This window comes from Amycolatopsis sp. NPDC058278 (assembly GCF_042881395.1).
Classification (GTDB): domain Bacteria; phylum Actinomycetota; class Actinomycetes; order Mycobacteriales; family Pseudonocardiaceae; genus Amycolatopsis.
Genome location: NZ_JBHVXZ010000219.1, coordinates 1 through 7909, shown reverse-complemented (window position 1 = coordinate 7909; position 7909 = coordinate 1). Strand labels below are relative to the sequence as shown.

Annotated in this window: 4 protein-coding genes and 1 riboswitch; of the genes, 2 read left to right on the top strand and 2 right to left on the bottom strand. The window is 69.9% G+C overall.

Annotated features, from left to right (window positions below; all coding sequences use genetic code 11):
* Nucleotides 1-16: 16 nt before the first annotated feature.
* Nucleotides 17-2767, bottom strand: coding sequence for a cellulose binding domain-containing protein (locus ACFVYA_RS48590; RefSeq protein ID WP_387055289.1), 2751 nt, complete (start codon nt 2765-2767; stop codon nt 17-19).
* Between the two features lie 300 nt (nt 2768-3067).
* Between ACFVYA_RS48590 and ACFVYA_RS48585 the strand changes: the two genes are divergently transcribed.
* Entirely contained in the window at nt 3068-4468 is a 1401-nt protein-coding gene (locus ACFVYA_RS48585) for a sugar porter family MFS transporter (RefSeq protein WP_285992335.1), read from the top strand.
* A 52-nt stretch (nt 4469-4520) separates the two neighbouring features.
* On the opposite strand, the gene ACFVYA_RS48580 is transcribed toward ACFVYA_RS48585, so the two are convergent.
* Nucleotides 4521-5375, bottom strand: coding sequence for an LLM class F420-dependent oxidoreductase (locus tag ACFVYA_RS48580; RefSeq protein ID WP_387055286.1), 855 nt, complete (start codon nt 5373-5375; stop codon nt 4521-4523).
* 236 nt (nt 5376-5611) lie between these two features.
* Nucleotides 5612-5690, top strand: a riboswitch (S-adenosyl-L-homocysteine riboswitch).
* Between the two features lie 14 nt (nt 5691-5704).
* Here ACFVYA_RS48580 and metH point away from each other — a divergent pair.
* Nucleotides 5705-7909: methionine synthase (gene metH, locus ACFVYA_RS48575; protein WP_387055285.1), on the top strand; the 2205-nt coding region annotated here is incomplete at its 3' end.

Here is a 7909-nt window from a genome sequence, read left to right as displayed (position 1 = left end):
CCCGTGGACCCTCGGCTCAGGACGTCGTGCAGGCCTTCCCGTTGAGCGAGATCGCCGCGGGCTTGCCGTTCGCCGTCCCCGCCGTCCCGGTGAACCCGAACTCCGCGCTCCCGCCCGCGGGGATGGTCTTGTTCCAGCCCGCGTCCAGCGCCGTCACCGCCGCGCCGCTCTGGGTGACCTGCGCGTTCCACGCCTGCGTCACGCGCTGCCCGTCGGCGTAGGTCCACGTCACCGTCCACCCGGTCACCGCGGCGGTGCCGGTGTTGCCCACCTTCACCGAGGCCTGGAACCCGCCCTGCCACTGGTTGGTGACCGTGTAGGCCGCCGTGCAGGACCCCGACGGCACCGGCGTGGTGGTCGTCGTGGGCGTGGTGGTGGTCGTCGTCGGAGTCGTGGTGGTCGGCGTGGTGCTCGTCGTCGGCGGTGGCTCGCTGCCCCCGGACTCGCCCACGATCACGCCGCGGCCGTTCGTGCCGACGTACACCCGGCCGTACACCCGCGGATCGCCGGTCAGGGCCGTCCCGATGTTGCCGTACTGGTGCCGGTCGTCGTTGATCCGCGTCCACGAAGCTCCCGCGTCGTCGGAGCGGAAGATCCCGCGCACCCCGCCGATGTTCGCGATCGTGTACAACGCCGCGTACGTCCGGCCGGGTGCGGCCTTGCCGAACCCGATGTTGTCGGCTTCGGCGACGTTGGCCAGCTTCGTGAAGGACGCCCCGGAGTCGGTCGAGTGCCACAGGCCGTACGCCGTGCCGGAGCCGCCGGCCAGCCAGATGTCCCCGGCCACGCCCGGCATCGCCTTGAAGTGCGCCGAGCCGGCCGGCAGCCCGGTGGCGGCGGTCGCGGTGAACTTCGCGCCGCCGTCGGTGCTGACGTAGAACTTGCCCGCCGCGAACCCGTAGAACCGCTTCGGGTCGACCCGGTCGGACTCGACCACCGCGCCGGCCGGGATGCCCGTCGACGCCGTCCACGACGAGCCGAAGCCGACGGAGTAGCTGACGTTCGCGCCGTCCGGGCTCCAGACGAACCGGCCGCCGTCGGCGGCCGCGGCCACCGTGCCGCCGCTGGCGTTCCCGCCCGGCTCCGCCCCCTGGAACCAGTTCTTCCCGCCGTCGGTGGAGAAGGCGATCCGGTTGTCGTTCGGCCGCGCGGACCGGTCGAGCGTGCCGGCGCGCACGATCGTCGCCGGGTTCAACTCGGCGTAGTCGAGGCTGGTGGTCGTGGTGAACACCGGCTGCGTGTACATGGTGGCCGGGACCGCGTCGAGGCTGTCGTGCCGGAACCCGCCGATGTCGCCGAGGCCGGACAGCAGGGGAGCGCCCGACGGCGGGCTGATCAGGTCCAGCACCGCGGTCTCCTCGAGGCCGCCGACGACCGGCTTGATCGTGATCTTGCCGCCGCTGTCCCACTTCGTGAGGTCGGACGTGCCGTAGATCGTGGCTCCGGTGCCGTAGAGCAGGTGGTTCGAGTCGAAGGGGTCGATCTCCACCGACTCGGTCATCCAGCCGAGCTTGGGCGAGGGCACCGGGGGAGCGGCCTGGACGCCGAAGGTCAGCCACGGCACCGAGGAGACGTCCTGCGTGTAGCGCAGCGACCGGTCGGGGTAGCTCGAGAAGTCCCAGATCCGGGTCCAGGTGGCGCCGCCGTCCGTGCTGCGGAAGAAGATCACGTCCGGCCACCACGACACCTGCGTGGCGACCATCAGCGTGTTCGGGTGCTGCCGGTCGATCGTCAGCCCGCTGTAGCCGAAGTAGTCGTCGGAGCTGTCGGAGGGGATCGGGCTGATCCGCGTCCAGGTGCCGGTCTTCGTGGCGTACTTCCAGACGTCGCCCTTCGCGCCGTCGTAGGGGCCGCCGGTGTCGCTGGTGGCGAGGTAGAGGTAGCCGCCGGTCGCGTCGAAGACGCCCTTGTGCGCCAGGTACCCGATGGGCTGGCCGGCCAGCCGCGCCCACGTCGCGCCGCCGTCGGTGCTGCGGTAGACGGTGTTCTGCTTGTCCGCGACGCCGACGTAGATCGTCTGCGTGGTGCTCCCGCGGGTGCCGGTCGTCGGGTCGAACGTCACCCAGGTGACGCCCTCGTTGTCGCTGGAGTAGCCCGTCGTGTCGTTCGGGTCGGGCGCGTAGTTGCCCGGGTTGGGGAAGCTGGTCACCTTCGTCCAGGTGACGCCGGAGTCCGTGCTGCGCCACAGCCCGTTTCCGCTCGGCGCACCGAGGTAGAGGACGCTGTTGCGGTTCGGGTCGATCGCGAGCCGCTCGCCCATGCCGCGGCCGGGCATGTTGCCGCCGAGCTTGAACGGCAGCGCGGCCGCCTGCCAGCTGGCACCGCGGTCGGCCGACCGCAGGATCGCGCCGTTGTTCGGGTCCCAGCTGTTGGTGTACATCCCGGCGGCGACGTAGACCCGGTTCGGGTCGACCGGATCGGTGGCCAGGCTGACGACGCCGTTGTGCCCCCAGTTGGTCCAGCCGACCGAGTCCAGCAGCGGGAGCCAGCGGCCGGTGGCGGTGTTCCACCGGTACGCCCCGCCGATGTCGGTGCGGGCGTAGACCAGCCCGGGCTCGGTCTGGTTGAAGATGATGCCGGGGACGAACCCGCCGCCGGCGATCTCGGCGTTGCGCCACGTGGTGGCCGCCGGGGCGGCCGGGGAGGCCGGCGCGCCGACCGTGACGGCGAGGGCGGCGGGCAAGAGGACGGCGAGCGCGCTGACGAACAGCCGTCTCGCCGAGCGGAACCTGGACGGGGAATGCGTTCTTGGCACGACGTTGTGCACCTTGGCCTCCACACTCTGGGAGCGCTTCCAGAGGGACGGTAAACCAGCGTTCGGAGCGTTGTAAAGCGTTCGACGATTTCGCCGGCGGATACTGTCCACAGTGGATTCCGGGCCGGGTGGCGCCGACCCCCGCACCCAGGCGGCGCCGGTTTTGTCGGAGTCATGTATGTGAACGACGATCAGGTTTCTGAATTGTTATCACGGATCTTCTTGCCCGCTATTTTCCGGCGTGTGAGTGTGGTGGCCGCTGGCTGGACTGGACCTCCGCTCGACTGGACTCAAGAAAGAGGCGACCCGGCAATGACCGATCAGTCAAGTACCCGGACAGCACCGGCGCGGCACATCAGCCGGACCACCTTGTACTTCTTCGGCGCGCTCGGCGGCATCCTCTTCGGCTACGACCTCGGCGTGATCTCCGGGGTGCTCCCGTTCATCGGGAAGCTGTGGGCACTGACCAGCTGGGACAAGGGCGTGATCACCGCCAGCCTGTCGGTCGGCGCCATCGTCGGCGCACTGTTCTCCAGCCGCACCAACGAAGCCCTCGGCCGGCGCCGCACGATCATGGTCGCCGCGGGCATCGTCATCGTGGGCACCCTGGCGGCGAGCTTCTCGCCGACGTTCCTGCTGCTGGTGCTCTCGCGCCTGGTCATCGGACTGGGCATCGGGCTTTCCTCGTCGACCGTCCCGACCTACCTGTCCGAACTGGCCCCGGCGAAGTGGCGGGGCGCGATGGGCGCGCTCAACCAGATCTTCATCGTGCTGGGCATCCTGATCGCGTTCCTGGTCAGCTACTGGCTCGGCCCGATCTCGGCGTGGCGCTGGATGTTCGCCGGCGCGATCGTGCCCGCGGTGATCCTGCTCATCGGGCTGGTGTTCCTGCCGGAGACGCCGCGCTGGCTGGTCAAGAACGGCCAGGAGGAAGAGGCGCGGCGGGTCCTGGCCAGCGCGCACGGCAGCACCGTGAACCTGGACGAGGAGATCGCGACCATCCACGAGGTCATCCGGCTCGACACCGAGGAGAAGCCGCGCATCCGCGACCTGTTCTCCGGTTTCGTGCGGCCGATGCTCGTCGTGGCCCTGCTGCTCGCGATCGGCCAGCAGTTCAGCGGCGTCAACGCGATCAACGCGTACTTCCCGACGATGCTCATCGGGCTCGGCTTCGCCACCCAGGCGGCGCTGCTGTCCGGCGTGCTGCTGGGCGTCACGAAGTTCCTGTTCACCGCGTGGGTCGTGTTCGTGGTGGACCGCTGGGGCCGCAAACCGCTGCTGCTCATCGGCAACGTCATCATGGTGGTGACGCTGGTGGCCGCCGGCCTGGTGGTGCTGAACGTCCACGACACCGGCACGCGCGGCCTGCTGATGCTGGTGATGATGGTGCTCTACCTGGTCGGGTACGAGCTCGGCTGGGGCGCGGTCGTCTGGGTGATGATGTCCGAGGTGTTCCCGCTGAAGTACCGGGCGACCGGCATGGGCGTCAGCAGCGTGGTCCTCTGGGCGGCGACGGGGATCGTGAGCGCGGTGTTCCCGATCATCTCCGACCCGAAGTCCCTCGGCATCGGCGGCTCGATGTTCCTGTTCGCCGGGGTGAACGTGGTGCTGTTCGGGCTCACCAAGTGGCTGGTCCCGGAGACCAAGGGCCGCAGCCTGGAGCAGATCGAACTCGACCTGCGGGCCCGCCAGGGCGTCGCGGCCAAGAGCTGACCCGGGGGGTCGATCACCGGCGGGGCGCGGATTCGTCCGCGTCCCGCCGGTTTCAGTGCGTGGGGGCGAGGGTGAGTTTTCCGGCCAGCCGGCCGATCCACGCCTCGACCTCTTCCGGCGCGCGGTCGGGGAGGCCGAAGATCGTCTCGGTCACGCCCAGGGAATCCAGGTGTGCCAGGCGTTCCGGGTCCGGCCGTTCGCCGAGCGCGCAGATCAGCGGAGCGTCTTCGCGTCCTTCGGCACGCCAGATCTCTTTGAGCAGCGCCACGTGCCCGTCCAGGTCGGTGTCGGCCGGCGTGGTGAGCCAACCGTCCGCGTGGCGGGCGATCCAGCGGAACGTCTTCTCGGTCGGGCCCGCGCCGAGCACCACCGGGATGTGCGCCTGGACCGGCTTCGGCCACGCCCAGCTCGGTCCGAAGGAGACGAACTCCCCGTCGTAGGCCGCTTCCTCCTGCGTCCAGAGTGCACTCATCGCCTCGAGGTACTCGCGCAGTGCGGTGCGGCGGCGGTTCCCGGGCACGCCGTGGTCGGTCAGCTCGTCGACGTTCCAGCCGAAGCCGGCGCCGAGGGTGACCCGGCCGCCGGAGAGGTGGTCGAGGCTGGCGATCGTCTTGGCGAGCGTGATCGGGTCGCTCTCGACCGGCAGGGCCACCGCGGTGGCGAGCCGGATCCGCTCGGTGACCGCGGCCGCCGTCGCCAGCGCGACCCACGGGTCGAGCGTCCGGCTGTAGCGGTCGTCGGGCAGCGACGCGTCGCCGGTGCGCGGGTGCGGTGACTCGCGCTTCACCGGGATGTGGGTGTGTTCGGGGACGTAGAAGGTCGAGAACCCCGCGGCTTCCGCGGCGCGCGCCGCGGCCGCCGGGGTGATCCCCCGGTCGCTGGTGAACAGCACGATTCCGTAGTCCACCCGCGGAGCGTATTAGAACGTGTTTCAGTTTTCAAGCGGCCCGGGCGGTACGCAAGGTGATCACTTCGGACGCGAAGAGTAACGCCATGGGCTGGTCGAGCGACGGTGTGAGGTGACTCGAGCGGAGGAGGCGGCGTGGCCGGTGTATTCCATTGTGGACAAACGGTGTCCCAGTCCGTGGACGCGCCGGCGGGGCGGGATGGCGTGCGCGGGCCCGGTTCCGATACCGTGGACCACAGGCCGAGAGGCGCTGCAACGGACCACCGGGTCCGCCACGCTCGGCCGGGAATGACCAACCAAGGGCGCCTCCCGATCGAGGGAGGCTGCCGGTGAACACCCCGCGAGAGTCCACGGCGTTCGACTCAACAGCGCGCCTGCGTGAGCTGCTCGACCAGCGCGTGGCCGTGCTCGACGGCGCCTGGGGCACCATGCTGCAGGGCGCCGGGCTCACTCCGGCCGACTACCGCGGCGAACGCTTCGGCGACCACACCCACGACGTCACCGGCGACCCCGACCTGCTGAACCTCACCCGCCCGGACGTCATCCTCGACGTCCACCGCCAGTACCTCGCGGCCGGCGCGGACATCACCACGACCAACACCTTCACCGCGACCAGCATCGGCCAGGCCGACTACGGCCTGCAGGCGTACGTCCACGAGATGAACGTCCGCGGCGCGCAGCTCGCCCGCCAAGCCGCCGACGAGGCCGGAGGCAAGTTCGTCGCCGGGTCGATCGGGCCGCTGAACGTCACGCTCAGCCTGTCGCCCAAGGTCGAGGACCCGGCGTACCGGGCGGTCACGTTCGAGCAGGTCAAGGCGTCCTACGCCGAGCAGATCGCCGGGCTCGCCGAGGGCGGTGTCGACCTGCTGCTGATCGAGACGATCTTCGACACGCTGAACTGCAAGGCCGCGATCGCCGCCGCGCGAGAGGTCGCGCCGCACCTGCCGCTGTGGATCTCGGTCACCATCGTCGACCTGAGCGGCCGGACGCTTTCGGGTCAGACCGTCGAGGCGTTCTGGAGCTCGATCGAACACGCGAAGCCGCTGGTCGTCGGCGTGAACTGCTCGCTGGGCGCCGAGGAGATGCGCCCGCACGTCGAGGAGCTCTCGCGGATCGCCGACACCTACGTCGCCTGCCACCCGAACGCCGGGCTGCCGAACGCGTTCGGCGGCTACGACCAGACACCCGAGGAGACCGCCGGCCTGATCGGCGGGTTCGCCCGCGACGGCCTGGTCAACCTCGTCGGCGGCTGTTGCGGCACCACCCCGGAACACATCGCGAAGATCGCCGCGGCGGCGAAGGACGTCGGCCCGCGGGAGGTGCCGGCGCCGCGCACCCACACGCGGTTCAGCGGGCTCGAGCCGTTCGGCATCGGTGCCGACACCGGGTTCGTGATGATCGGCGAGCGCACCAACGTCACCGGCTCCAAGCGGTTCCGGCGGCTCATCGAATCCGGCGACCACCAGGGCGCCGTCGATGTCGCGCTGGAGCAGGTCCGCGGCGGGGCCAACCTGCTGGACGTCAACATGGACGCCGACCTGCTCGAATCCGAGCAGGCGATGACGACCTTCCTCAACCTGATCGCCACCGAGCCCGAGGTGGCCCGGATCCCGGTGATGGTCGACAGCTCCAAGTGGAGCGTGCTCGAAGCCGGCCTGCGCTGCCTGCAGGGCAAGGGCGTGGTCAACTCGATCAGCCTCAAGGAGGGCGAGGAGTCGTTCCTCGCCCAGGCCCGCACCATCCGCGACTACGGCGCCGGCGTCGTCGTGATGGCCTTCGACGAGCAGGGCCAGGCCGACACCGCCGACCGCAAGGTGGCGATCTGCGGCCGCGCGTACGACCTGCTGACGCAGCAGGCCGGGTTCGCGGGCGAGGACATCATCTTCGACCCGAACGTGCTCGCCGTCGCCACCGGCATCGCCGAGCACAATGGCTACGCGAAGGCGTTCCTCGACGCGCTGCCCCGGATCAAGGAGCGCTGCCCCGGCGCGCGGACCAGCGGCGGCATCTCGAACCTGTCCTTCTCCTTCCGCGGCAACGACGTGGTGCGCGAGGCGATGCACTCGGCGTTCCTGTTCTACGCCGTGCAGGCCGGGCTGGACATGGGCATCGTCAACGCTGGCCAGCTCGCGGTCTACGAGGACATCCCGAAGGACCTCCTCGAACTCGTCGAGGACGTCCTCTTCGACCGCCGCGAAGACGCCACCGACCGGCTGGTGAGCTTCGCCGAGAACGTCAAGGGCAGCGGCACCAAGCGTGTCGTGGACCTGTCGTGGCGCGAAGGCACCGTGGCCGAGCGGCTGTCGCACGCCTTGGTGCACGGCATCGTCGACTACATCGAGGAAGACACCGAAGAGGCGCGCTTGACGATGGCGCGGCCCCTCGAGGTCATCGAAGGCCCGCTGATGGACGGCATGAAGATCGTCGGCGACCTGTTCGGCTCCGGCAAGATGTTCCTGCCGCAGGTGGTCAAGAGCGCGCGCGTGATGAAGCGGTCGGTCGCCTACCTCGAACCCTTCATGGAGGCCGAGAAG

Bases quoted from the DNA above. Each gene is read 5' to 3' on its own strand.
- ACFVYA_RS48585 (WP_285992335.1), top strand. From the start codon at position 3,068: ATGACCGATCAGTCAAGTACCCGGACAGCACCGGCGCGGCACATCAGC.